Here is a 369-nt window from a genome sequence, read left to right on the forward strand (position 1 = left end):
GAAACACGCTCGGCATACTTGTGCCGTGTGTACTCCTCGTGACACTCTTGTCGCAAGACTATCTCTATTTTAAAATCGAGAACGGAGGGAGACCGAAATGGCGGGAGGCATTTGAAGTCGTACAAGCAGAAAAGAAACCCACCGACAAAGTTGTGCTTTCAGAACCTGAGATGGGTAGGTATTATCTGCCAGAATTGACATCCATCTACATCGGGGGACTCTTAGACGATTCGGAAGCGTTTGAAAGAGAATGGGAAACTTCGGGGAGAAAACGGTTATGGTTTCTTGTAGATGTGGCGAGTTTTAATGTTTTCGATGCGGACGTGGCAGTTCGTAACTGGATTCGCCAACGGGGACGTATGGTCAAAA

At 47.2% G+C, this 369-nt stretch carries 1 protein-coding gene; it reads left to right on the forward strand.

The genetic code is table 11. From position 1 onward, the window contains the following. Nucleotides 1-369 (forward strand): hypothetical protein (locus J4G07_12685; GenBank protein MCE2414851.1); only part of this gene is annotated, 369 nt, incomplete at both ends.

The sequence above is a fragment of the Candidatus Poribacteria bacterium genome, from assembly GCA_021295715.1.
In the GTDB taxonomy this organism is placed as follows: Bacteria; Poribacteria; WGA-4E; order WGA-4E; family WGA-3G; genus WGA-3G.